The following is a 25,391-nucleotide window of genomic DNA, read 5'->3' on the forward strand; positions in this document are numbered from 1 at the left end:
AAGTGGGAAAAAATATGGGAAAAAAGTGGTTGATAAGGAATACTTCTAAAGACATTAGTTCAATAGCTAAAAGTTCAGGTGTAAGTGAGGTTATAGCTAAAATTCTAATTAACAGGGGATTTAATAATGAAATAGATATAAAAAAATTTATGAGAGCAAGTATAGAGGATTTGTATGACCCATTTTTAATGAAAGATATGGGAAAAGCTACAGATTTAATTAAATTAGCAATTGAAAACAATGAAAAAATTGTAGTATATGGTGATTATGATGCGGATGGTGTTACTAGTACTGTTATAATGTATAAGGCATTAAAATATTGTGGCGCAAATGTAGAATACTATGTTCCAGATAGGGAACATGAAGGTTATGGAATAAATATTGATAGGATAAGAAAATTGAATGAGCAAGGTTTTGAATTGATTTTAACTTGCGATAATGGAATCGCAGCTACTGAGCAGGTTAAATTGGCAAAAGAACTAGGAATGATTGTCATAATAACTGATCACCATGAATTATCATTTGAAGAAGATGATAAAGGTATTCGAACTTTCAAGATTCCACCAGCAGATGCTATTATTAATCCAAAGCAAAAGGAATGTAATTACCCATTTAAACAATTGTGTGGAGCAGGTATTGCTTTTAAATTTGTACAAGCACTATATATAAAGCTTGGAATTAATAAGGAATTTTTAAATGAATTTATAGAAATGGCAGGAATAGGAACTATTTGTGATGTGGTAGATTTAATTTCTGAAAATAGAATAATTGCTAAAAATGCTTTAGTGATGTTAACAAATACAAAAAATCTTGGGCTAAAATGTTTAAAGGAAATTTTAAGCATTAACGATAAAGAAATAAAATGTTATCATGTTGGGTTTCAAATAGGACCATGTATAAATGCTACTGGGAGATTAGAATCGGCAGCGATTTCAGTAGAACTACTTCTATGCGAAGAAGAAACTAGGGCAAAAGAACTAGCTAAAACATTATTTGAACTTAATAAAAAAAGACAAGAGATGACAACCGAAAATGTGGAAGAGGTAATAGAACTTATACATAACTCCACTTTTAAAAATGATAAAGTGTTAGTAATTTATAAAGATACAATTCATGAGAGCATCGCAGGAATTGTAGCAGGACGTGTTAGGGAAACTTTCAATGTGCCAACAATAATATTAACTAAAGGAAAAGAGAGCCCAAAAGGTTCAGCAAGATCTATTGATGAATACAATTTATTTGAGGAATTAATAAAATGTGAAGGATTACTTGAAAAATTTGGGGGCCATCCAATGGCTGCGGGTTTATCTATAAAAGAAGAAAATATAGAAAAATTAAGGCGAAAATTAAATTCTCTTTGCAAGTTAACGGATGATGATATTGTGCCTAAGGTAAGAATTGATCAACGAATGCCATTAAACAAAATAAATTATGAGATGATTCATGAATTACAAATTTTAGAGCCTTTTGGTAAAGGTAATTCAACCCCATTACTTGCAGAAAAAAATATTCCTGTTTTAAGAATAGATATTCTAGGTAAAAATGCAAATACATTAAAAATAAAATGCGTAATGCCTGGTGTAAATAAAACAATTGATGGAATATGTTTCAATAGAGTGGAAGAATTTATAGAAATGCTAAAAGATAGATATGGAGAAGAACATATGAACTATCTTAATAGCCCAAGAGGAATGAAGCTAGATTTAATTTTTTCACCTCAAATTAATGAATATAACGGATATAAATCTATTCAATTAAAAATTTTAGAATTTAAACTTAGTTAAATCATCTCCTGCAGAGCTGTGATGCCGATAAATAAAAGTACATAGACCTCGGTCTATGTACCTTTATTACATTATTTTTTAATTATAAATTTTTCTCGTATTGTTCTACCATTTTTTTTACCATTTCTCCACCAACAGAACCGCATTCTCTTGAAGTTAAGTCTCCATTATAATCTGTAAAATTTACTCCTAATTCTTTTGCAGTTTCCATTTTAAATGAATTTAATCCAGCTTTAGCTTCAGGTACTAACTTTCTGTTTGACATTTGTTAATCACCCCTTCTATATTTTATTTTTGTTATGATAGTATCTTGTGCAGAAATTCATAAAATATAATAGAATACTTAAGGGAAATAAGGTAAGTACCATATTTTAAATTAAAACCTGTTAGCATATGAAATATTTTAATAAGATTCAAATAATTACATACAATTAAGTTGATTTACCACAATGAATAAAAAAAAGAGTACATATACATACACAATTTAGGTCAAAATAGCAAAGTTAAGAGGCATATGACTTGCATATACCTCTTAACAATTTAGAATTTTAAATTATAAGTTTTTTTCGTATTGTTCTACCATTTTTTTAACCATTTGTCCACCAACAGATCCATTTTGTCTAGAAGTAAGATCTCCATTATAACCCTCTGTTAAATTAACTCCAACTTCCTGAGCAGCTTCCATTTTAAATTTGTTTAAACCTGCTTTAGCTTGTGGTACTAATGTTTTGTTTGACATTTGTAAATCACTCCTTCTATATTTTATTTTTATATGATCTAAGGTTTCTAATTATAAATTCTTTTCGTATTGTTCTACCATCTTTTTAACCATTTGTCCTCCAACAGATCCATTTTGTCTAGAAGTAAGATCTCCGTTGTAACCTTCTGTTAGATTAACACCAACTTCCTGAGCAGCTTCCATTTTAAATTTGTTTAAACCTGCTTTTGCTTGTGGTACCAAATTTCTGTTTCTGTTTGCCATAATAAATTCCCTCCTTTTTTTTTGTAATTACTTTATGATAGTAGTTTATCCCTATATCCAATTTTTATATTAGTGAATTGAAGGGTGATTTTGAAAATTATAAACTGTTTAGGAAATTATGGGTAAAATCATTTTTAATAAATACTAAACTTTTTAGTCTAATTGGTATATAATGATTTAGTACATACTGCATAAGTATGTTTTTCAGAAGGGGTGTTAAAGTGGAAAAATACAAAATAATAATGACCGGTGGCGGTTCAGCAGGACATGTAACACCAAATCTTGCACTTATACCAAAACTTAAAATGTTAGGTTATGAAATTGAATATATTGGAACAAAAGAAGGTATTGAAAGAAATATAATCGAGAGTGAAAATATAAAGTATTATCCTATATCTAGTGGGAAACTCAGAAGATATTTTGATGTGAAAAACTTTACAGATCCTTTAAAAGTAATTAAAGGTATATTTGAAGCAAAAAAAATAATAAAAACACAAAAACCGAATATTGTTTTTTCTAAAGGTGGCTTTGTTTCCGTACCTGTAGTGCTTGCTGCATTTTTTAATAAAGTACCTGTAATTGCTCATGAATGTGATATTACACCAGGACTTGCTAATAAATTAGTAGCTCCTTACTGTACAAAAGTATGTGTAACTTTTCCAGAAGCATTAAATGAAATAAAAAATGGAAAAGGAGTAGTAACTGGTAATCCTATAAGACGTGAATTGTTTGAAGGAAGTAAAATAAAAGGAAACGAAATATGCGGATTTAAAAATAAAAAACCAGTATTAATGATTATTGGTGGTAGTTTAGGCTCTAAAGTTATAAATCAAGTGGTAAGATCAATGCTTGATAAATTAATATTAGAGTATAATATTATTCATATTTGTGGAAGTGGCAATTTTGAAAAATCGCTCCAAAGTAAAAATGGTTATAAGCAGTTTGAATACACGACGGATGAATTGCCTCATTTATTAGCTAGTGCAGATATTGTAATATCTAGAGCCGGAGCAAATGTCATTTTTGAACTCTTAGCACTTAGAAAACCTAATTTATTAATTCCATTATCAGCTAAGGCTAGCCGCGGTGATCAAATACTTAATGCAAAATCTTTTGAAAAAAGCGGTTATAGTATGGTTGTTCAAGACGAGGAGTTAACACCTAAAAATTTAGAAATGAAAATAAAAGAACTGTATAATGATAGATACAAATATATTGAAAAAATGAATTCTAGCAACACTGAAAAAAGCATTGATTTAATAATAGAATTAATAGAGAAATATAGGAAAAGATAAAGAAAGTAAAATTTCTTCATCTTTTTTTATTTAATAAATTAAAATTTTTTTAAAAGTAACATTTTTTATATAAAAAACAAAAAAAGAGTGCAAACTGTAATTATAAGAATAAATTTTTACTTATTATATAAATATAAAAATATTTTCACAATGAAAAATAAAGGAGAAAAAAGATGGAACTTCAATTTTTAGGCGCAGCAGAATGCGTTACAGGATCATGTCATTTGATAAAAGTGCGAAATAAAACTATTTTATTGGATTGTGGATTATACCAAGGAAGAGACGGAGACCACGATAAAAATGAAAAATTTCTATTTAACCCGAAAGATATAGATTTAGTTATATTATCGCATGCTCACATAGACCATAGTGGTAGAATTCCTTTACTATATAAGAAGGGGTTTAAAGGAGAAATAATTTGCACAAAAGCTACAATGGAATTATGTCAGGTAATGCTAACAGATAGTGGGCATATTCAGGAGATGGAAGTTGCGTGGAAAAATGGAAAACTCAAAGAAAAAGGGCTACAACCTAAAGAAGCCTTGTATTCTTGCAAAATTGCAGAAGAATGTTTAAAACTCTTTAAAAGTTATTCATATAACGCAGAAATAAAACCTTTTGATGGATTAACAGTTATCTTTAAGGATGCAGGACACCTATTGGGGTCAGCTATTATAGAGCTTCAAGTGGAAGAAAAAGAAGGCTCAAATATTAAACTTGTTTATAGTGGCGACTTAGGTAATTTTAACATTCCACTTATAAATGATCCTACATTTATTGGCGCTGCAGACTATGTAATTATGGAAACAACCTATGGAAATAAAGTGCATAATAATTTCGAAAATGTAATGAAAGAATTATCAAATATAGTAAAAAAAACTTTCGATAGAGGAGGAAATGTAATAATCCCATCTTTTGCAGTAGGTAGAACCCAAGAGGTTCTATACGCCTTGAACAAGTATTTTGAAGAAGGCCTGGTTAAAAATTGCTTTGTATATGTGGATAGTCCTCTTGCAGAAAAAGCGACAAAAATATTTGAAAATAACAGAGAAATTTTTGATGATGAGGCAAAGGAATTAGAAAAACATGATACTAACATACTGGATTTTGAGGGGTTAAAATTTACTCATTCCTCAGAAGAATCTATGGAATTAAATAAAATGCAAAGGGGGATAGTAATAATATCTACAAGTGGAATGTGTGATGCAGGTAGAATAAAACATCATTTAAAGCATAATTTATGGAGAAAAGAAAGCTCCATAGTATTTGTAGGATATCAAGCTGAGGGTACTCTGGGTCGTGAAATTTCAGATGGGAATAAAATGGTAAGTATTTTTGGGAAAGATATTCCGGTTGAAGCGTCAATATATAATTTGCAAAGCCTTTCTGGCCATGCAGATAGAAATGGTTTAATTAATTGGATAGAAAATATTGAGGGAAAACCTAAACAGGTTTTTCTTGTACATGGTGACGAAAATTCTCAAAAAAGCTTTAAGGAATTATTAGATTTAAAGGGATACAATTCTGTAATTGTTAAGAGTATAGAAAAATATAAGCTAGAATAACGAATAGGATCCTATAGTATTGATAAAAAAATAACAATGCATGGCTAAAATTGATGTATTCTAATATGTAAACGTACAGAAGGATGCTAGTGGAAGTTAGTTATTTTATTATTACAATGAAAAAAATAAAGAAGAATACACCAATTATGACAAAAAAACTTGAATATTTTTCATTTTGATGTATAATTAAGGAGTAATATAAACTATCTAATAATATGAAAGTATGGGGTGATAGTAATGAAAAGATTAACAATAATTTATTTGAGCAATGGTGGAAACGTTGAAGTTTTAGCTAATCACATTGCTAAAGGTGCAAAAGATGCAGGGGCAGAGGTTCTAGTTAAATTAGCTAGTGAAGCTACCGTGGAAGATGTAACTAGAGCAGATGCGGTTGCGTTTGGAAGTCCATCGATGGATAATAATAGAATTGATCAACTAGAGATGCAACCTTTTATTGATAAATTTAAATTAATCCCAATTAATAATAAAGTCACAGCTTTATTTGGATCTTATGGATGGGATAATGGAGAATTTATGAACAAATGGATAAGTCTAATGAAGGAATATGAATTTAATGTTATACAAAGCTTAACTGTTAATGAAGCTCCTACTAATGAACAATTAGTTAAAGCAGAAGAAATGGGTAGAATGTTAGTTAAGTAACCTTTTATTACAGAAATATGTAATAATGAGGTAGTTTGCAAATTATGTAGATTATAAAAGCCTATCATGTCTAGCTAATGCTTAGGAGTGTTAACTAGTTTTGCACAAAACCAATTAGAAAGTTATTATTTTTAAGTGTAGAGTTATTTTTAATACACTACTCTTATTTGTAATTCTGATAAAAGTTTTTAAACACATTTTTATAAAATTATTTAAGAAAGAAGGCCTATTAAATGAGAAAAATGAAAACTATGGACGGGAATACAGCAGCAGCACACGTTGCCTATGCATATACTGATGTGGCAGCAATTTACCCAATAACACCATCTTCAACAATGGCAGAGTATTGTGATGAGTTGGCAGCTAAAGGAACTAAGAATGTATTTGGTCAAAAAGTTAAAATGATGGAAATGCAATCAGAAGCGGGAGCTGCAGGAGCAGTTCATGGTTCACTTCAAACAGGAGCATTAACTTCAACTTTTACTTGTTCTCAAGGATTATTATTAATGATCCCAAATATGTATAAAATAGCAGGAGAACTTTTACCTGGAGTATTCCATGTAGCTGCTAGAGCATTAACTACTCACGCACTTAATATTTTTGGAGATCATCAAGACGTAATGGCTACAAGACAAACTGGATTTGCTTTACTTGCATCTAATAGTGTACAAGAAGTAATGGATCTTTCGCCAGTTGCTCATTTAACAGCTATTGAAGGAAAAATTCCTTTTGTAAGCTTCTTTGATGGATTTAGAACTTCTCATGAAATACAAAAAATTGAGGCATGGGATTATGAAACACTAGGAAGTATGTTAAACAAAGAATCACTAGAAGCGTTTAGAAATAGTGCAATGAATCCAGAACACCCTGTAACTCGTGGAACAGCACAAAATCCAGACGTTTATTTCCAAGGAAGAGAAGCTTCAAACACATTTTATGATCTTCTTCCAGAAAAAGTTGAAACATGTATGGGAAAAATAAATTCATTAATCGGAACTGACTACCATTTATTTAATTACTATGGTGCACCTGATGCAGATAGAATAATAATAGCAATGGGATCAGTTTGTGAAACAATTGAAGAAACTATAGATTATTTAAATGCTAAAGGAGAAAAGGTTGGAGTGCTTAAAGTACATCTTTTCAGACCATTCTCATTAGATCATTTCTTTAAATACATACCTAAAACAGTTAAGAAAATATCAGTACTTGATAGAACAAAAGAGCCAGGATCAATTGGAGAACCATTATTCCAAGATGTTAGAAGTGCTTATTTTGATAAAGAAAACAGACCAGTTATAGTTGGTGGAAGATATGGACTCGGTTCAAAAGATACTACTCCAGCTCAGATTGTTGCTGTATATGATGCTTTAAAAGCAGATTCTCCGGTAAATAACTTTACTATAGGAATAGTTGATGATGTTACTAACAAATCACTTACAATTGGAGAAGCTATAACAACAACACCTGAAGGAACTAAAGAATGTAAATTCTGGGGTCTTGGATCAGATGGTACTGTTGGAGCTAACAAAAGTGCAATAAAAATCATAGGAAACCATACAGATATGTTTGCTCAAGCATACTTTGCATATGATTCTAAAAAATCAGGCGGAGTAACAATATCTCACTTAAGATTTGGTAAGAAAGCTATAAAATCAACATATTTAATTAGTTCTGCAAACTATGTTGCTTGTGGTAACCAAGCTTATGTAACTAAATATGATGTTTTAAAAGGAATTAAAGATGGTGGAACATTCTTATTAAATTGCATATGGAATATGGAAGATTTAGAAATACATCTACCAGCTTCAATGAAGAGATATATTGCAAATCACAATATCAACTTCAATACTATTGATGCAGTTGGTATAGCTGGAGAGATAGGTCTTGGCGGAAGAGTTAACATGATAATGCAATCTGCTTTCTTTGAACTTGCAGACATTATCCCTGTAGAAGATGCAGTTAAGTATCTTAAAGCAGCTGTTATTACATCTTACGGTAAAAAAGGCGAAAAAGTTATTAACATGAATAATGCAGCAATTGATAAAGGTGTTCAATCAGTTGTTAAAATTAATGTTCCAGAGAGCTGGAAAACTGTTAAAGATAATAATGAAACAGAAGAAGCTAGACCGGATTTCGTTAAAAATATCGCTGATGTAATGAACAGACAAGAAGGAGACTCTTTACCTGTTAGTGCATTTGTTGGAATAGAAGATGGAACACTAATGCCAGGAACAGCTGCATTTGAAAAGAGAGGAATTGCTGTTAATGTACCAGAATGGCAAGTAGATAAATGTATACAATGTAATCAGTGTGCATATGTATGCCCACATGCTGTAATAAGACCTTTCTTAACTAATGATGAAGATCTTAAAAATGCTCCAAAGACTTACGAAAGTAAAAAAGGTGTAGGTAAGGGTTTTGAAGGTCTGCATTTTTCAATAGGTATAAGTAATGATGATTGTAGCGGCTGTGGTAATTGTGCAGAAGTATGTCCTGCAAAAGAAAAAGCACTAATCATGAAACCATATGCGTCTCAAGCAGATAAAATACCAAATTGGAAATTCAATATAAATTTACCTAAGAAAGAAAATCCAATGGGAACAGCAAATGTTAAGGGAAGCCAATTTGAGCAACCATTAATGGAATTCAGCGGAGCTTGTGCTGGATGTGGAGAAACACCATATGCTAAACTTATTACTCAATTATTTGGAGATAGAATGCTTATTGCGAACGCTACAGGATGTTCTTCAATTTGGGGAGGAAGTTCACCAGCTTCACCATATACAGTTAATGAATGTGGTAAGGGACCAGCTTGGGCTAACTCATTATTTGAAGATAATGCTGAATTTGGATTTGGAATGTTCCTTGGAACTAGCCAATTAAGAAATAAAGTTGAAATGTCAGCTAAAGAAGCATTAAAAATGAAAACAAGTGATGAATTAAAATCAGTTCTTAATGAATGGATTGAAAATAAGGAAGATGCTGAGGGTTCAAAAGCTGCAACATCTAAAATGTTACCATTATTAAACGCTGAAAAAGATAATAATGAAGCATTAAAAGAAATATTCAGCAAAAGAGATCATTTAGTTAAAAAATCTCAATGGATATTTGGTGGAGATGGCTGGGCTTATGATATAGGATTTGGTGGAGTTGATCATGTATTAGCATCTGGTGAAGATGTAAATATATTTGTATTTGATACAGAAGTATATTCAAATACAGGAGGTCAATCATCAAAATCTACTCCAACTGCTGCTGTTGCGAAGTTTGCAGCAACTGGTAAGAGAACTAAGAAAAAAGATTTAGGTATGATGGCAATGACTTACGGATACGTTTATGTTGCTCAAATAGCTATGGGTGCTGATAAAGCTCAAACACTAAAAGCTATAAAAGAAGCAGAAGCTTATAAAGGACCATCACTTATAATTGCTTATGCTCCATGTATCAATCACGGTCTTAAAGTTGGAATGGGTTGTACACAACTTGAAACTAAGAGAGCTGTTGAATCTGGATACTGGGCTATGTATAGATTTAATCCAACTTTAAAAGAAGCAGGAAAAAATCCATTTATATTAGACTCTAAAGAACCAACTACTTCATTTAGAGAATACTTAATGGGTGAAGTAAGATATTCTTCACTTGCAAAAACATTCCCAGAAGTAGCAGAAGAATTATTTGTTAAAACAGAAAATGATGCTAAGGAAAGATTAGCGGGATACAAAAAACTTGCTAGTGAAAAATAGTATTTAAAATTATAAAGTAAAAGGAAGATGGATTAAATTTCATCTTCCTTTTACTTTATAATAAAATAATAAAAAGAATTCAAAAAAACCTTTTATTATTTTATCATTTAGGGTAGAATTAAACTATACTCAAAGTAGGAGGTACTACATTATGAATGAAGATAAAAAAACATCATGCGGATGCGGATGCGGTGATCACGAACAGGACCAAGAAAATAAAGGTTGTGGATGTGGTGGTCATGAACATGACGAGAATGAAGGCTGTGGATGCGGTAGTCACGAACATGACGAGAATGAAGGCTGTGGATGTGGTTGTGGCGAGGGCGAAGCTTTAACAGTAGATCTAGAAGACGAAAATGGGAACATAGTTCCTTGTGAAATAGTAGATGGATTTACTTATAAAGATAATGAATTTGCGCTAGTTCAAAATCCTGAGGATGATTCAATATATCTTTTCAAAGTAATTGGAGATGAAGAAACAGGCGAGTTAGTTATCCCTGAAGATGAAGAATTCGCAGAAGTTACTGCATATTATGAAGAATTAATTAAAAGCGAAAAGTAATTCTGTAAAAGAGTCGTTGCAAATGCATCGGCTCTTTTTAGGTTTTTTTTTAAAATTAATAGCGATCTTATGGTAACGATACTAATATTGTTACTTTAAAAGTAATATTGTAGCGGCCCAGGAGATGATTAAAGGAGGATAAATAATGAAAGAAAAATTAGCTATTTTTGATGTGGATTACACTTTAACAAAACGCGAGACTTTAGTAGAATTCTATTTTTTTATGATAAAAAAGAATCCTAAATTCATAAAATATCTGCCTAAAAGTATATTTTCATCTATATTTTACGTTTTTAAGATATATGACGCTTCAAAAGCTAAAAAAACCTTTATAAGATTTATCGATGGTATAGAAGAAAATGAAATGAAGAAAATAGTCAAAGAATTTTATGAAACACGTTTAAGTAAAATATTATATAAAGATGCTATAGATACCATAAAAAAAATGAAGATACAGGGATACAAAATTTATTTAATTTCTGCCTCTGCTGAATTCTATTTAAATGAATTCTATAATATAAAAGAAGTGGATAAAGTAATAGGGACACGATTCATTAAGGAGAATGGCTTACATAGAAATAAAATTTCGGGAGAAAATTGCAAAGGAGAAGAAAAAGTAAAAAGACTAAAAGAAGTCTTGAAGATAGAAAATATCGAAATTGATTTTGAAAACTCCTATATGTTTTCTGATTCTTTATCAGATTTACCACTTTTTAATTTAGTGGGACATCCTTATTTAATAAATTTTAAAAAAACACATGATAAGATTGAAATTTTAAAATGGAAGTAGTAGGCTATTTATAGAGGGTAACTTTAAATCAGTATTACATGTGATGGTTTGATATTAAGTATTATCATATACAATTAGTTAACTCTATTTTTAAAAAACAAGGAGGGGTTTATATGGATAAGTGTATAAATGCATATTTTTTAATCGGAGGGGAAATTAAAAAATGTGAAGAATTTGAAAATTACAATATCAGTACAGGGAAATCATTATATGAAGTTATAAGGATAAGTGATGGAATACCCATTTTTCTTATGGAACACTTAGATCGTCTTTGCGATTCTGCAAAAATTATGAAATACAATTTAACTATTACTAGGGATGAAATTATAAATGAAATTCTTAAACTAATATGTAAAAACAAAGCGCAGGTTGGAAATATAAAATTAGTTATAAATTATAGCCCAAGCGACGAGAAATGCAATAATAAAAATGACTTTAATGAAAAGGTTTTATTATATTTTTTGCCACATGCTTACCCTTCAAAAGAGCAGTACGTGGAAGGCGTAAAAACTATTACTTATCATGGAGAGAGAAGTAATCCAAATGCTAAAGTTGTAAATAGTGATTTTAGAGACAGGGTAAATGAGCAAATAAATAGTAAAGACGTATATGAAGCAATTTTAGTGGATGATGAGGGATTTATTACTGAAGGCAGTAAATCAAATATTTTTATGGTCGAAGGAACAACAGTTGTAACATCAAAGGTTGCAAATGTATTACCTGGAATCACAAGACAATTTGTTATAAAAACCTGCGAAAAGTTAAATATAAAATTTGAAGAAAAAAACATCCATGAAAGGGACCTTGAATCATTAACGGGTTTGTTTATTTCTGGAACCTCACCTAATGTACTTCCAATAAAAAATGTGGATGAGTTTTCTTATGATTCACCCAAAAATCCAATAATAAATTCAATAATTAAAAAATTTAATGATGAATTAACCGAAGATAAACAGAAATTTGTAAAGTTTATTCGCAATAGAACGATAAATAAATAAAACGTTTAAAATATTTAGCAAAGCTTAACAAAAGATGTAGAAGTTATATTATGATTTCTTTATAGAAAGAGGTGTTATAAGTAATAGGCAAGGTAGATTACCCAAAATTCCAAGGTCTTAACGTTCAGAAATGTTTGCAAAGTGCAAGTGTTAGTTTAGGAGTGCCAGCAGAAAGGTTAAAATATACAATACTAGAGGAAGAAAGAGGTATGTTTAAGAGATATGCTGTAATTTCTATAGATGCTATAGAAGGGTTAGATGGTAAAGATATTGTTGAAAAAAATATTGATTATGAAACAAATGGAAGTGTAGAAATCCTAAATGGTATTTTTAAAATAAAAAATCCTAGAGGTACTGGAAAGCCTGCGTTAATTTCTACTCAAAATAATATCACACTAATTGTAAATGGAAAAAAAGTTAGCTCCCCTACCATCGTATATGAAGAAAGTACTATTGAAGTTATTTTCAAAGAAGAAGAAGAAGCTAAAAGACATATGAATTTAAGGATAACTCCAGATAAGATGGAGGCTTATATTAGCATTATATATAAACCGAGAACCACGTGCAAACTAAAAGATGCTGGGCCTTCAAACTCAGTCTTATTAGAAATAGTTGTAAAAGAAAAAATTATGCCACCAAAATTTACAGAATTAGAAATTAGAAATGAACTTCAAAATTATAATATTAGATATGGGATTTTGAAGATGACCATTATAAAATGTGAAAAGGCTAATGAGATTGCGGAAATGATTATTGCAAATGGGAAGAAAACTATAGATGCAGTAGATGACAGACTAGACATCCAATACAATGTAGGTAGGCCAAAGGATAAGAATAATGATAATGATGCTACTATAGACTACAAAGATATAGGGTTCGTACAAGGAATAGAAAAAGGACAAGTTTTAGCTATTCTTTATCCCGGAAAAAAAGGGGAAGATGGAATAGATATTACGGGTAAGACTATAATACCTAAAAATACAAAAGAAATAGTGTTAGGAGCAGGAGAAGGTTGCACGATTGTAGATGAATGTACTGTTGTGGCAACAAGTGAAGGTAGACCTTCTAGGCGGGGAAACACTTTTTTCGTTTCTGAAACTTATGAAGTAAATGGAGATGTGGAACTAAAGACAGGAAATATTCAATTTGTGGGAGATATAATTATAAGTGGCAGTGTACACGAAGGTATGAAAGTTGCAGCAGGCAATTCTATTTTAGTTAAAAAAAATGTAGCGGAGTCAGAAATCACTGCAAGTGGTGATGTTTTGGTAAGGGGTAATGTAATTAATTCTAAAATTGCAGCAGGAAAAGAAGACGTATTAACTTTAGAATATTTAAGTGACTTAAAGAGTATGAAAAACGACCTAACAAAATTAATAAATTGCGTAAAACAATTAAAAGAAATGAATCTTATGGGGAAAAATGTTACTGATGGAGAGCTTGTTAAAATTTTAATAGAAACTAAATTTAAAAAACTTCCGCAAACTTCCATTAATGTAGCTAAAAGAATACTACAGCAGCAAAATATCGATGACAAATTAGTATTTATCATTAGAAATAAAATACTTGATGTTGGTACCCTTAATATAAAAAAATATGAGGAATTAAATGATGCAGTAAGGATCATTGATGATAAAATCTCAGTCCTTACGATGAATTTAACTGTTCCTGTGGATGTTGTGATAGACTATTGTCAAGACACAACAATTAAGAGCTCAGGTAATATTATCCTTACTGGCAAAGGAGAATATGTATCACAATTGGTTGCAAGTGATAGCATAATATTTCAAAAAGATAAAAGCTTAGCTCGAGGTGGAGTTATGAAAGCTGGAAAGGAAATTAGATGTAAAATAGTTGGAGGAATGGGGGGAGTATCAACAGTACTTATGGTAGAAGACCATGGGCAAATATGGGCGGAAATTGCTTATACAAATACTAGATTTATTATAGGTGAGAGAGAGTACGTTCTGAATGCCCCTAGCAAAAATATTCATGCGTACTTAAATGATGCTAGAGAGTTAACTGTTGATAAGTTACAACTTTAGGGGGAGTTAATATGAAAGAAAAAGAAATTAAGGTATTAGTTTTTAGAATAAATGGTGAGTATTATGCTGTTAATATAATAGAAGTGGAAAGAATACTGCAATATCAAAAGTTGACTAAAATTCCAGATTCACCACGATTTATTGAAGGTGTGATAAATTATGAAGATAATATTTTGCCGGTTATATCACTATCAAAAAAATTCAAACTAACTTCCTCTGAAATACAAGGAGAATCTAAGATAATAGTTGCAAAGCAAAATAATGGTAAAATAGGTATAATAGTTGATTTTGTTTCGGAAGTTAAGGATGTGCGGTTAGATAACATAGAAGAGTCCCCAGAAATAATCTCTGGAATATCTAAAAGATATATCAAAGGACTTATTAAGAATGATGGTAGAATAATTATATATTTAAATATTTCAGCTATATTGACAGAAGAAGAAAAAATACAAATATTATAAAAAAAGGTGTGAATATGGAGCATAATGAAATAAGGGTAGGAATTTCAGATCTAAATTTAGCATACTCTCCAGATAAATTAATAACTGTAGGTCTAGGATCTTGTATAGGTATTGCAATTTATGATAAAGAGGTGGGACTTGGAGGATTGGCACACATAATGCTTCCCGATAGTAGCCAATTTAATAAAGTAACCAACGAAATAAAATTTGCAGATTTAGCCATACCTATATTAGTAAATAATATGATAAAAAAGGGTGCAAAACTTAAAAATATGAGGGCTAAAATAGCTGGTGGGGCATCAATGTTTAATTTCTCAGACAAAAGCATAATTATGGATATTGGTAAAAGAAATGGGATAGCGGTGAAAAACGCACTAAAGATTTTATCCATTCCAATAGTGGGAGAAGATATTGGTGGTAATAAAGGGAGAACCTTGATATTCGAAACCATCAATGGATTGCTACTTATTAGAACAGTAGGTATAGGAACAACAGAAATTTAGATTTTAGGAACAGTTAATGGAGGAAATACAATGTTAAAGAAAATTAAAGAGATTATAGTAGATGATTCAGCAATGAGAAGAATCATATCTGATATGATAAATGATGAGCAAGATTAAAACTAGAGTAGGAAATGTAGCTAACCATAACATAGAAGCTGTGGTTATTGGAGCATCTACTGGTGGACCTAAAGCATTGTATAAAGTAATAACAGCTTTACCGGGTAGTTTGGGAGTTGCAGTTTTAGTAGTTCAACATATGCCAATGGGTTTTACAAAAGCTTTTGCGCATCGACTTAATTTAAACAGCAAATTAAAGGTTATAGAAGCGCAAGATGGAGATTTAATAGAAAAAGACGTAGTTTATATTGCCCCTGGTGGATATCATATGGAAATAGAAATGGATAAGAAAATACACTTAAGTACAGGACCTACTATTTGGGGAGTGAGGCCTGCAGTAGATAAACTTTTTCTATCTGCGTCCAGCGTTTATGGTCCTAGGCTTCTAAGTGTTATACTTACTGGCATGGGACGTGATGGCGCACAAGGCACGAAAGCTATCAAAGACAATGGAGGTGTTACTATGTCTGAGCACCAATCTACTTGCATTATATATGGCATGCCAAAGGCTGCTTTTGAAACAGGTAAAGTAGATGAAGTTGTAATGCTAGAAGATGTTGCGCAGGAAATTATTAGAGTTGTAACGGGGAGGCGATTATAGAAAATGGACTTAATATATTTTCAACAATGGGTTTTAAAAGAATACAATATAGATTTATCGGCTTATAAATCAAATCAATTACATAGGCGGATTTTAAGTTTAATGTCCAGGGTTGAGGTTGATTCTGTAGAAGAGTATATTAAGTTATTAAAGAAAGATCCCGCTCAAAAACAAAAGTTTTTAGATTTTATTACAATAAACGTAACAGATTTTTTTAGAAATCCTGAAATATTCGATGAACTATCAAAAAAAATTAAATCAGAACTAGAGTATAATTCAGGGCTTAAAATTTGGAGCGCAGCATGTTCTATTGGAGCTGAGCCTTATTCACTAGCTATGATTATGGATAATTTAAATCCAAGAGTTAATCATAAGATTATAGCTACAGACATAGATAGCACAATACTTCAAAAAGCTAAAAATGGTAAATATGTTTATTCAGAAGTTAAAAATGTTTCCAAAAAATATCTAGATAAATATTTCGTGATTAATAGTGATAAATACTATATTAATTCTCAAATTAAAAAGATGGTCCAATTTAAGAAACATGATCTTATTTTAGATAATTATGAAAGTAATTTTGATTTAATAGTCTGTCGAAATGTAGTTATTTATTTTAATGGAAATGCTAAGGATAAAATATATAAAAAATTTAGTGAGTCACTAAAAAAAGGTGGATTGCTTTTTGTTGGGGCAACTGAGAGTATATATAATTATAAAGATTACGGATTTGAAAAAACATCCACATTTATCTACAAAAAAATCTAAGGCGAATAACCATTAAGGATTAGGTATTAGTGATTAATAAGGAGGATAATAATGGATACATCGCAATATATGTCAATGTTTTTAGAGGAGTCCATGGAAAATTTGCAAACATTGAATGAATCTCTTCTTGAACTTGAACAGAATCCAGAAGATATAGACAAGCTAAATGAAATATTTAGGGTAGCCCACACAATAAAGGGCATGGCGGCAACTATGGGATATGGTGAAATGGCTGAATTAACACACAACATGGAAGACGTTCTATCTAAATTTCGTGAAGGAAAGCTTAAAGTTACAGAAAAGGTGGTAACTGTTTTATTCACATGTTTAGATACTTTAGAAAAAATGGTAAATAATATTTCAGAAGGAATTACTGAAGAAACTCCTATTGACGAGATAATACATGATTTGCATTCCATAGCAGAAGGAAATGGTGCCCCTGAAAATTATGAAAAAGAAAATATAAAAGAAAGTAAAGCTGATACTAATGATGGAATTAATCTTAATGAATATGATATTAATATTATTAAGCAAGCAAGAGAAAAATTGTATAATGCATTTGAAATAAGGATTCTATTAAGTGAAAGTACACTGCTTAAGGCAGCAAGAGCATTTCTCATTTTTAAGAGCTTAGAAGAATATGGTGATATTATAAAATCCATACCGTCGGCAGAGGATTTAGAAAACGAAAATTTCGAATTCAAAATAAATTTAGTTTATATTACAAATAAAGATAAAGCAGAAGTTATTGATATTTTGCTGAATATTTCTGAAGTGGAAAATGTAAGGGTAGAAAATGTTGATGCTACAATTAATAAGGATAATTTGTCTGATAAATTAGGGGAAATTAAAGAAATAGAAAAATCTCCTGAAATTAAAATAGAAACAGTGAAAAATAACCAGATGGTAGATGATAAAGACAATAAGAAAGTAGTTCACAAAAAGGCTCATCAATCTGTGAGAGTTGAACTAGACAGATTAGATAAATTTATGAATATGGTATCTGAACTTGTAATTCATAGAACAAGACTTGAACAAATTAGTAGCAATCATAAATTAACTGATTTAAATGAAACTTTAGAACAAGTAGCTAGGGCCACGTCAGAGCTACAAGATTTAGTAATGAAAATAAGAATGTTACCACTGGAGACAGTATTCAATAGGTTTCCAAGAATGATAAGAGATTTATCGAAAGAGCTTGGAAAAGAAATGGAACTTAAAATACAAGGACAAGAGACAGAAATTGATAGAACGGTTATTGATGAAATTGGTGAACCGCTACTTCATTTACTTCGTAATGCGGCGGATCATGGGATAGAATCTAATGAAGAGCGAATTTCCAAAGGTAAAAATCCTATTGGCACAATTAAGCTTATAGCTTATTCTGAAGGTACAAAAGCTATAATAAAGGTAGAAGACGATGGTAAAGGCTTAGATGTCAATAAAATAAAGGAAAAAGCTAATAAAGTTGGTATAAATACCGAAGGGATGTCAGATGTAGATGTAAGAAATTTAATTTTTGCACAAGGATTTAGCACAAATGAGAAAGTAACAGATATTTCTGGACGTGGAGTTGGCATGGATGTTGTTAAAACAAAAATTGCTGCACTTGGTGGAACAGTAGATGCTATAAGCGAGATTGACAAAGGTACTTCATTTATTATAAGATTACCATTGACACTACAAATTATTCAAGCATTACTCGTAAAAGTTGGTGATGAAACTATGGCTATTTCTCTTGGTTATATTGATAGAGTAATAGACTACAAGGATGAATTAATTAAGAAAACTAATAATCGCGAAGTTATTGTTTATAATGATAGTGTAATTTCACTAGTAAGGGTAAATGAAAAGATGAAAATAGAAGCTAGCGATAAAAATAAGCAATACATTGTTATTGTGAAAGTGGGAGAGAAAACAGTAGGGCTTTTAGTAGATTCGCTTTTAGGGCAACAAGAAATTGTAATAAAGCCATTAGGAAAAACATTGCAAGGATTAAAAGAATATATAGGAGCAACTATTTTAGGGGATGGGCTAGTTACTTTGATACTGGATGTTGCGGCCCTAGTGTAAGGAGAGTATAATATGGATTATTTAGGTCTTAGTCCTATTCAATTAGATGTTTTGCAAGAAGTGGGAAATATTGGTGCAGGAAATGCAGCTACTTCCTTATCACAATTATTGAATGAAAAAATAGATATGACCGTGCCAGCAGTAAATATTATTAACTTTGATGATACTTTTTCTAAAATAGGAGTTGAAGAAGTAGTAAGTGGTGTAATTGTAAGAGTACTTGGGGATATACCGGGAAATATACTGTTTACTTTAGAAAAGGAAACGGCCTTAAATATTATTTCCAAATTATTAGGTGAAGAGCAGGAAGATATATCGGAGATTGGGAGCTCAGTATTGTGTGAAATAGGTAATATTATTTCAAGTTCTTTCATGAATGCAATAGCAAAACTCACAAATCTGACGCTTATGCCATCGGTGCCAGCTGTTGCGGTAGACATGATGGGCGCAATATTATCAACTACTTTTATTGAATCAGGTCAATTTGATGAGTATGTACTTAATTTAGAAACGCAGTTCTTACGAAAAAATGAGAAAATAAGGGGGCATTTCTACTATATACCAATGCCCGGATCGCTAGAGAAAATATTAAATTCATTAGGTGTAAATTAATTGGAGGTATTATAAAATGGCTAAAGTATTAATTGTTGATGACGCGGCATTTATGAGAATGATGATAAAAGATATATTAGAGAAAAACGGATTTGAAGTTGTAGGGGAAGCAAGCAACGGAATAAAAGCAGTGGAGCTGTACAAAGTAGAAAAACCGGATGTTGTAACTATGGATATTACCATGCCAGATATGGATGGAATTGAAGCTGTTAAAGCGATTAAAGCTATTGATCCTGCTGCAAAAATAATTATGTGTAGCGCTATGGGGCAACAGAGTATGGTTATGGATGCAATAAAGGCCGGTGCTAAAGATTTTATTGTCAAACCATTTCAAGCAGATAGGGTACTAGAAGCAATAAAAAAAGTTATAGGCTAGGAGGCAGATACTATGCAAGTAGTTGTATTTAAAGTTAATGAGGAACAGTTTGCAGTAGAAGCATCTATTGTACAAAGCATTAATGATATGATGGAAATAACAAAAGTACCTAAATCTGCTAAATACATAAAAGGTTTAATTAATTTAAGAGGTACTATAATCTCTCTCTTAGATATAAATCTCCTTTTAGATATTGAAAAAGGCCAGGGGAGTCAAGAAAATATTATTATATTAAATATTCAGGAAGAATCTGTTGGAGTAACAGTAGACCAAGTTGATGAAGTATTAGAAATTGAAGAAGATTTGATTGAAAAAATTGAAAATGACAAAAACAAACCCTATATAAAGGGGATTATAAATTTTAAAGATAGAATAGTTACATTAATTGATATTGGTAAGCTTATTGAAGAATAAAAACTTATTGAAAAATAAAAACTTATTGAAAAATAAAAACTTATTGAAAAATAAGACGGAAACAATAAGAACTGGAAAAATGATTCAAGATAACAATAATACTGCATACACAGAAATGAGGTGGAAATATGGCAGAAGTATTATCGCAAAGTGAGATAGATTCACTTTTATCTGCCCTATCGTCTGGGGAGATAGAAGCAGATCACCTCACAGATGACGAGGAAAAGCATAAAGTTAAATTATATGATTTTAGGAGTCCTCAAAAATTCTCAAAAGATCACTTACGAACACTTGAGCTCATTCACGATAATTTTGGAAGAATAATATCAAGTTATTTATCTGCACAGCTAAGAAGTAATGTAAAAATTAAAATTGAAAGTATTCAACAAATAACCTACGATGAATTTATTCATTCAATCCCTAACCCTACCATTTTATCTATATTTAAGATGCCACCTTTAAGTGGTTCTATATTATTTGAGACGAATCCCCAGTTTTCTTTTCAAATAATTGATATACTTCTAGGTGGTATGGGGAGTAGAAAGGTTAAGCTTAGAGAATTTTCTGATATAGATAAAAATATATTAAAAAATGTTAATACGGGACTTATAGCTAATTTGAAACTTGCTTGGGAAGATGTTTTGGACGTAGAACCAGAGATTGAGACACTAGAAACTAATCCTGCACTTAACCAAACTCTGGCTCCAAATGAACCAGTTGCCCTAATTACTTTCTCGGCAGAACTTAGTAATATTAATAGCTTTATAAATATTTGTATACCATATTTGAGCATTGAAAAAGTACTAGATAAACTAGTTGGTCAATATTGGTTTAGAGAAAATAATGAAGAAATTGTAAGCGAATCTAGAGAAAAATTAAAAAAACGATTAAATATAGTAAGTGTTCCAATAAAAGGAGTACTAGGTAGTACAAACATTACTGTAAATGAATTTCTTCAATTAACTGAAGGCGATGTAATTACATTAGATAATTCAAGTGATAGCCAAGTTAAAGTATTTGTGGAGGAACATTTATGTTATACTGGCAAGCCCGGTATTATAGGTAAAAATAAGGGGATTCAGATATTAGATATAATAGATAAGGATGTGGAAAATTATGAGTAATGGCTTTCTTTCGCAGGAAGAAATCGACGCACTCTTAAATGGAGGCGACGAAGTTTCTGACAAAAAAGTAAGCTCTGACCTTGGCATAGAATCTGACCAAGGAATGAGATCTGAACCACAGCAGGCATTTGAGCTCACTGATATTGAGAAAGATTTGCTTGGGGAAGTTGGAAATATTTCTATGGGCTCAGCATCAACAGCTCTTTCCACTATAGTAGGTCAACCAGTGAATATAGCAACGCCAATAGTTTCAATAAGCACACTTAAAGATTTAAGAGCTAATTTTGAAGTTCCAAGCGTTGCCTTAGACGTGAACTTTACAAGCGGAATAGCAGGCGGAAATCTTTTAGTAATAAAGACTACTGATGCAGCGGTTATAGCTAGTTTGATGATGGGCGGAGATGGCAAAGTAGGAGGAAATCCTCAGCTATCAGAAATTGAAATTAGTGCCGTTTCAGAAGCTATGAATCAAATGATTGGATCTGCTGCAACATCTATGGCAACTATGTTTGCTAGGGAAGTAAATATATCACCTCCTCAGTCTAAGATATGGGATGAGGATACTTCGCCTTTAAGTGAAACTATAGATAAAGACGAGGAAGTTGTTCAGGTAGCTTTTAGAATGACTGTTGGTGATTTGATTGATAGTGTTATAATGCAAGTGCTTCCTGTAGAAACTGCTAAAAAAATAGTGGATATTATGATGGGCACAGAACAAACCGAGGAAGAACCTAAAGTAGCTAGTAGTCAGAGTGAAATGGAAGAACCAAATGTGCAGCCAGTCAGTGTAAAGCAAGAGATACAATATGAACAGGGTTTTGCGCAGGAACAAGCGAAGCCGGAGTATAGTGCAAAACCAATTGAGAGGCCACAGCCGCAAGTAGAGGTTAGACAAGCAGCCTTTAAACCATTAACAAAGGCTCCCGTTTGTAATTCTCCCAGAAATATCGACTTAATATTAGATGTGCCACTCGAAATTTCCGTAGTACTTGGAAAAACTAAAAAGAATATTAGGGACATTTTAAATTTGGGAACAGGATCTTTAATAGAACTTGATAAGCTAGCAGAAGAGCCGGTAGATATATTAGTAAACGGTAAAAAAGTAGCATACGGCGAAGTTGTAGTTGTAGATGAGAATTTTGGAGTTAGAATTACTAGTATAATTAGTGGAGAAGAAAGAGTTAAAGCAATAGTTGAATAAGGGAACAGGTGTATTACATAGTATATGAATAAGGAATAAATGTTATTTATTCCTTATTCATTTTTTTATAGGTTTTATGATGGGCTATATAAAGCATACGAAAATAAATAAATTATAAATATTAGACTAATAAATAAATATTGTATAAACTTTGAAGGATTATATACGATAATAGAAATAGATAGAATAGAAACTAGGCTTGCAGATATAAAAAGCTAGGAGTGAATAACAATGAAAATAGATGGAGTGAAAAATAATGTAGTTAGTAGTTATAAAAAAAATATAGCTAAAACAGAATTAAAGGCAACTGCTTCAAAAAAAGATACCATAGAGTTATCATCAGCAGGGAAAAGTCTAAGTGCATTAGCATTGGAGGGTAAAACAGTTAATTCAAAAGAGAAGATAGAAGCTATTAAAAATAAAGTAATGCAGGGCACCTACAATGTGGATCCAAAACTAACAGCTAAAAAAATGATTGATATTATGAAGGGGAGAGATATTTAGTTATGGTGGAAAAACTAAATAAGATTATTGTGGAGGAAACTATTAATCTGAGGAGTCTTTTAACTGAACTTGAAGAGCAACACAAATGTATAGTTGTTAGTGATATTTTTGGAATGGAAGCTTGCGTAAATAAAATTAAAGAAGCTAATAAAAATATAGCATATATGGAAGTTGAGAGGCGAAAACTTACGCAAGATAAGGTTATGAGTTCTATAATTGAAGAAGCAAGAGATACGGAACTTGAAAGTAATTATAATAAAATTAAGAACCTATTACAAGAACTTGTATTGCAAAAGGATACAAATGAGCTTCTTATAAGACAGGGACTTAGTTTTACAAATAGGATACTAAAAGTACTAAATCCAGCAAGAGAAACAACAACTTATAATTCATATGGTAAAGTAAAAAATTGTGTGAGGTGAAAAAATGTCAGGATTATTTTCAACTTTTAATATAGCTAAAAGAGGTATGAGTGCTCAACAAATGGCGCTAGACATAACAAGTCACAACATAGCTAATGTTAATACAAATGGGTATTCAAGGCAAAGGGCTAATATGGAGACTACAAGTCCATTTGGAATGCCTACTATGAATAATGCTATGGGACCAGGACAATTGGGTACTGGTGTACAAGTTTCTTCTATAACAAGAATCAGAGATAGCTATTTAGATTACCGGGTAAGAGAGCAATATGCTAATATGGGGTTATACCAGGGAAGAGAAAAGTTTCTATCAGAAGTTGAAGGGGTTTTTAATGAACTGGATGATACAGGAATATCAAAATTAGTCGATAATGTTTTTAACTCTTGGCAGGACCTTTCAAAGAGTCCAGCAGTTGCAAATACAAGAAACATAGTAGCACAGCAATCAAAAGCACTGACTGACGAATTAAATAGTAGTTATAATCAGTTAGTCAAATTAAAAGAAAACAGTCAAGATGTTATTAAGCAAGATGTAGTGGATATAAACAATATGCTTGATCAAATAAATGAATTAAATAAACAGATTATGGGTGTAAAAAACGGTGGAAATGAACCTAATGATTTAATGGATACAAGAGATTTACTAGTAGATCAGCTAAGTGTGAAATTTGGTATAACTATAGATAAGAAAACACTTGGAGGAGAAGACTTAAAACCAACCGAAAGTGGAGAAATGGGAAATGCAAGCCTAATAAAATCTAATCCCAATGATGAAGTTAGAAGATTCTCTTATGTAAATAGCATTGTGCCATCAGGAGCTCAGAAACCAGGTGAAGATGGAACTTATGAAGTTACATATTATAAAAATGGTGATAGTACAACAGATGCAAATAAAGTAACAATGACAATGACGTTAAGTAGTGATGAATATAAAAAATTAGATCAAGGGAGAGTGGTTTGGGCAGATAAGGAAGGCTATGCTATAGATAAAGCTGGCAATAAAATTGCTGGAACTGACTCCAATGGCCCAATAGCAGGATTACAAGCGACTATGGCAAATATTGAACTTTTCCAGCCAAAAACGGGAGAGCTAAACGGTTACATGTCAGTACAAGCGGATATAGATGTATATATAGAACAATTAAATAGTTTAGCTAAGGGTATTGCACTTTCAGTAAATGCTGTCCATAGCGGAGAATGTGATGCAAGTAAAGATACACTTAAATTTTTTGTTAATGGTAATGGCGGTAGTGAAGAGGAAATAACAGCAGGAAACATATCAGTTAATCAAGAAATTATTGATGATGTTATGAAAATTAAGGTTGGAAAAGGCGACAATCCAGGAGCAACTGATGGGAATAGGGCATTAGCTATTGCGAATCTTAGAAATGTAAAATTAGATATTCAAAGTATAAATTCTAAAACTACAAGGGCTGGGCTTTTAGGGGATAATATGATTTTTGATGCCAAATTGGAAGTTAACACCATTAGTTCTTCTTCAAATGGAATGACAATCGGTGGTTTTTTTGCAAATACCGTGCTTACTTTAGCGGGTCAGAAACAAACGGCAACAAGAAATGTAACGAATAATATGGAGCAACTGGTTAGTTTAGAACAGTCAAGAAGCTCCGTATCTGGTGTATCATTAGATGAGGAAATGGCTAATATGATTCAATATCAACACGCTTATCAAGCTAATGCAAAGATTATTTCAACTGTTAACGAACTTCTAGACCTGATTATTAATGGATTAAAAAAATAAGTAATATGGTTTATATATATTAA

The 25,391-nt window shown here is 31.4% G+C and carries 24 protein-coding genes and 1 pseudogene; 22 read left to right on the plus strand and 3 right to left on the minus strand.

Going from position 1 to position 25,391, the window contains the following annotated elements; translation table 11 throughout:
- Nucleotides 1–14 precede the first annotated feature (14 nt).
- On the plus strand, nucleotides 15–1,784 hold the full coding sequence (recJ, locus tag ACWJJT_RS00310; protein ID WP_462955599.1) for a single-stranded-DNA-specific exonuclease RecJ: 1,770 nt from the start codon (nucleotides 15–17) through the stop codon (nucleotides 1,782–1,784).
- Between the two features lie 82 nt (nucleotides 1,785–1,866).
- Here the strand turns inward: recJ and ACWJJT_RS00315 are convergent, their stop codons facing one another.
- The 3 genes from ACWJJT_RS00315 to ACWJJT_RS00325 form a co-directional block, all read right to left on the minus strand.
- Nucleotides 1,867–2,049, minus strand: coding sequence for a small, acid-soluble spore protein, alpha/beta type (locus tag ACWJJT_RS00315; RefSeq protein ID WP_462955600.1), 183 nt, complete (start codon nucleotides 2,047–2,049; stop codon nucleotides 1,867–1,869).
- Nucleotides 2,050–2,337: 288 nt separating this feature from the next.
- Nucleotides 2,338–2,523 carry an alpha/beta-type small acid-soluble spore protein gene (locus tag ACWJJT_RS00320; protein WP_165412136.1) on the minus strand — a complete coding sequence of 62 codons (186 nt, stop codon included), beginning with the start codon at nucleotides 2,521–2,523 and terminating at the stop codon, nucleotides 2,338–2,340.
- 51 nt (nucleotides 2,524–2,574) lie between these two features.
- A complete protein-coding gene (locus ACWJJT_RS00325; RefSeq protein WP_462955601.1) occupies nucleotides 2,575–2,766 on the minus strand; it encodes an alpha/beta-type small acid-soluble spore protein in 192 nt (63 codons plus the stop codon).
- A gap of 221 nt (nucleotides 2,767–2,987) precedes the next feature.
- On the opposite strand from ACWJJT_RS00325, the gene ACWJJT_RS00330 reads away from it, so the two are divergent.
- The 21 genes and pseudogenes from ACWJJT_RS00330 to flgK all read left to right on the plus strand — a co-directional run bounded on the left by ACWJJT_RS00330 (nucleotide 2,988) and on the right by flgK (nucleotide 25,368).
- Entirely contained in the window at nucleotides 2,988–4,061 is a 1,074-nt protein-coding gene (locus ACWJJT_RS00330) for an undecaprenyldiphospho-muramoylpentapeptide beta-N-acetylglucosaminyltransferase (protein WP_462955602.1), read from the plus strand.
- Nucleotides 4,062–4,234: 173 nt separating this feature from the next.
- Entirely contained in the window at nucleotides 4,235–5,626 is a 1,392-nt protein-coding gene (locus ACWJJT_RS00335) for an MBL fold metallo-hydrolase RNA specificity domain-containing protein (protein WP_462955603.1), read from the plus strand.
- A 237-nt stretch (nucleotides 5,627–5,863) separates the two neighbouring features.
- Nucleotides 5,864–6,289, plus strand: coding sequence for a flavodoxin (locus ACWJJT_RS00340; RefSeq protein ID WP_462955604.1), 426 nt, complete (start codon nucleotides 5,864–5,866; stop codon nucleotides 6,287–6,289).
- A 233-nt stretch (nucleotides 6,290–6,522) separates the two neighbouring features.
- Nucleotides 6,523–10,035, plus strand: coding sequence for a pyruvate:ferredoxin (flavodoxin) oxidoreductase (gene nifJ, locus ACWJJT_RS00345; protein ID WP_462955605.1), 3,513 nt, complete (start codon nucleotides 6,523–6,525; stop codon nucleotides 10,033–10,035).
- A gap of 151 nt (nucleotides 10,036–10,186) precedes the next feature.
- The gene (locus ACWJJT_RS00350) at nucleotides 10,187–10,597 is read left to right on the plus strand and encodes a DUF1292 domain-containing protein (RefSeq protein ID WP_462955606.1); all 411 of its coding nucleotides are present in this window, start codon (nucleotides 10,187–10,189) and stop codon (nucleotides 10,595–10,597) included.
- A 145-nt stretch (nucleotides 10,598–10,742) separates the two neighbouring features.
- The gene (locus ACWJJT_RS00355; RefSeq protein ID WP_462955607.1) at nucleotides 10,743–11,387 is read left to right on the plus strand and encodes an HAD-IB family hydrolase; all 645 of its coding nucleotides are present in this window, start codon (nucleotides 10,743–10,745) and stop codon (nucleotides 11,385–11,387) included.
- 113 nt (nucleotides 11,388–11,500) lie between these two features.
- Nucleotides 11,501–12,385, plus strand: a complete 885-nt coding sequence (locus ACWJJT_RS00360) for an aminotransferase class IV (protein WP_462955608.1) — start codon at nucleotides 11,501–11,503, stop codon at nucleotides 12,383–12,385.
- 209 nt (nucleotides 12,386–12,594) lie between these two features.
- Nucleotides 12,595–14,430: a DUF342 domain-containing protein gene (locus ACWJJT_RS00365; RefSeq protein WP_462955609.1), complete on the plus strand. Its 1,836-nt coding sequence runs from the start codon at nucleotides 12,595–12,597 to the stop codon at nucleotides 14,428–14,430.
- Between the two features lie 11 nt (nucleotides 14,431–14,441).
- Nucleotides 14,442–14,891, plus strand: coding sequence for a chemotaxis protein CheW (locus tag ACWJJT_RS00370; RefSeq protein WP_462955610.1), 450 nt, complete (start codon nucleotides 14,442–14,444; stop codon nucleotides 14,889–14,891).
- 14 nt (nucleotides 14,892–14,905) lie between these two features.
- Entirely contained in the window at nucleotides 14,906–15,394 is a 489-nt protein-coding gene (locus tag ACWJJT_RS00375; RefSeq protein ID WP_462955611.1) for a chemotaxis protein CheD, read from the plus strand.
- Nucleotides 15,395–15,506: 112 nt separating this feature from the next.
- A pseudogene (locus ACWJJT_RS00380) lies at nucleotides 15,507–16,112 on the plus strand (CheB methylesterase domain-containing protein); the annotation flags it as partial.
- A gap of 3 nt (nucleotides 16,113–16,115) precedes the next feature.
- On the plus strand, nucleotides 16,116–16,880 hold the full coding sequence (locus ACWJJT_RS00385) for a CheR family methyltransferase (protein ID WP_462955612.1): 765 nt from the start codon (nucleotides 16,116–16,118) through the stop codon (nucleotides 16,878–16,880).
- A gap of 51 nt (nucleotides 16,881–16,931) precedes the next feature.
- On the plus strand, nucleotides 16,932–18,953 hold the full coding sequence (locus ACWJJT_RS00390) for a chemotaxis protein CheW (protein ID WP_462955613.1): 2,022 nt from the start codon (nucleotides 16,932–16,934) through the stop codon (nucleotides 18,951–18,953).
- 12 nt (nucleotides 18,954–18,965) lie between these two features.
- On the plus strand, nucleotides 18,966–19,565 hold the full coding sequence (locus ACWJJT_RS00395) for a chemotaxis protein CheC (protein WP_462955614.1): 600 nt from the start codon (nucleotides 18,966–18,968) through the stop codon (nucleotides 19,563–19,565).
- 16 nt (nucleotides 19,566–19,581) lie between these two features.
- Nucleotides 19,582–19,941, plus strand: coding sequence for a response regulator (locus ACWJJT_RS00400; RefSeq protein ID WP_462955615.1), 360 nt, complete (start codon nucleotides 19,582–19,584; stop codon nucleotides 19,939–19,941).
- Nucleotides 19,942–19,953: 12 nt separating this feature from the next.
- Nucleotides 19,954–20,355: a chemotaxis protein CheW gene (locus ACWJJT_RS00405; RefSeq protein WP_462955616.1), complete on the plus strand. Its 402-nt coding sequence runs from the start codon at nucleotides 19,954–19,956 to the stop codon at nucleotides 20,353–20,355.
- A gap of 128 nt (nucleotides 20,356–20,483) precedes the next feature.
- Nucleotides 20,484–21,479, plus strand: a complete 996-nt coding sequence (fliM, locus tag ACWJJT_RS00410) for a flagellar motor switch protein FliM (RefSeq protein WP_462955617.1) — start codon at nucleotides 20,484–20,486, stop codon at nucleotides 21,477–21,479.
- The gene (fliY, locus tag ACWJJT_RS00415; RefSeq protein WP_462955618.1) at nucleotides 21,472–22,680 is read left to right on the plus strand and encodes a flagellar motor switch phosphatase FliY; all 1,209 of its coding nucleotides are present in this window, start codon (nucleotides 21,472–21,474) and stop codon (nucleotides 22,678–22,680) included. Before fliM ends, fliY begins: the two co-directional genes overlap by 8 nt.
- A 231-nt stretch (nucleotides 22,681–22,911) precedes the next feature.
- Entirely contained in the window at nucleotides 22,912–23,184 is a 273-nt protein-coding gene (flgM, locus tag ACWJJT_RS00420) for a flagellar biosynthesis anti-sigma factor FlgM (RefSeq protein ID WP_462955619.1), read from the plus strand.
- Nucleotides 23,185–23,186: 2 nt separating this feature from the next.
- Nucleotides 23,187–23,606, plus strand: a complete 420-nt coding sequence (locus tag ACWJJT_RS00425) for a flagellar protein FlgN (protein ID WP_462955620.1) — start codon at nucleotides 23,187–23,189, stop codon at nucleotides 23,604–23,606.
- Between the two features lie 4 nt (nucleotides 23,607–23,610).
- On the plus strand, nucleotides 23,611–25,368 hold the full coding sequence (gene flgK / locus ACWJJT_RS00430; RefSeq protein WP_462955621.1) for a flagellar hook-associated protein FlgK: 1,758 nt from the start codon (nucleotides 23,611–23,613) through the stop codon (nucleotides 25,366–25,368).
- Nucleotides 25,369–25,391: the final 23 nt, after the last annotated feature.

Source organism: Clostridium sp. CM041, from assembly GCF_055081035.1.